The 915-nt window shown below is 67.0% G+C and carries 1 protein-coding gene; it reads right to left on the reverse strand.

Annotated features, from left to right (window positions below; all coding sequences use genetic code 11):
- Positions 1-10: 10 nt before the first annotated feature.
- Positions 11-793 carry a transposase family protein gene (locus HCN51_RS57745; RefSeq protein WP_168022230.1) on the reverse strand — a complete coding sequence of 261 codons (783 nt, stop codon included), beginning with the start codon at positions 791-793 and terminating at the stop codon, positions 11-13.
- Positions 794-915 lie beyond the last annotated feature (122 nt).

A 915-nucleotide genomic window follows, 5' to 3' on the forward strand; every position in this document is an offset into this window, starting at 1 on the left:
TGAGCCTTTTTCATCCTGGGTAGCGGTCCTCTTCGATGAGCTGCAGCACGAGGATTGCCTGCACGAGCGTGGTCGCCCGATGCGGGCAGCAGCGCAGCTTGGTCAGTACCTTCCATGCTTTCAAGGTCGCGACGGCGCGCTCGCCTAGGGCGCGGATGCGGGCATGCGAGCGATTGACCTCTCGCTGGCTGCTTGATAGCCAGCGACGGTGGCGGTGCCGCTTGAACGGTGTGCGGATGGTGCCGCCCGCGCCTTGATAACCCTTGTCTGCGAAGGTCTTGACGCCGGCGCTGGTCAGGGCGTCGATCAGGCCGACCTGCCGCGCGGCGGTGATGTCGTGGATGGCACCCGGGGATGCGGGCGAGGCCCACACCAGCCGGCCTGCCGGATCGGCCAGTAGCTGCACGTTCATCCCGTGCTGTTTGTGTTTGCCGCTGTAGTACGGCCGCTCGTCGGCGAGGCGGTCGATCGGGATGAGGGTGCCGTCCAGGATGGCGTAGGCCAACCGAGCTGCTCGTACGGTGGCGGCGTGCACGTCGTCGGCCAGGACGGCCACAAGGTCCACAGTTTCGCGGACGTAGCGCCAGGCGGTGGTGGTGCCGATGGCGAAACCGGCGGCCAGGCGCGCGTAGGTGTCGCCGTTGCGCAGGTGGGCCAGGACCAGTAGCGCTTGCTGGGCCGGGGCTAACCGCCGCCACCGGCAGCCTCGTTCGGCCTGCTGCGCGCGGATGAGCTCGGTCAGGCGGATCAGGGTGTGGTTGGACAGCGGAATCGCAGCACGATAAGACAGCAACGAGGCTCCCGGTTGGGGCATCGGATCTTGGTCGACTGCTGTCTTACCGGGGGCCTCTTCTCATGCCAACCGGTCCAGAGGCCTCCCCGGCTGGCCTGCGCGATCAAGTTGGAAAAGCCTCA

This window comes from Nonomuraea composti (assembly GCF_012034275.1).
GTDB lineage: Bacteria > Actinomycetota > Actinomycetes > Streptosporangiales > Streptosporangiaceae > Nonomuraea > Nonomuraea composti.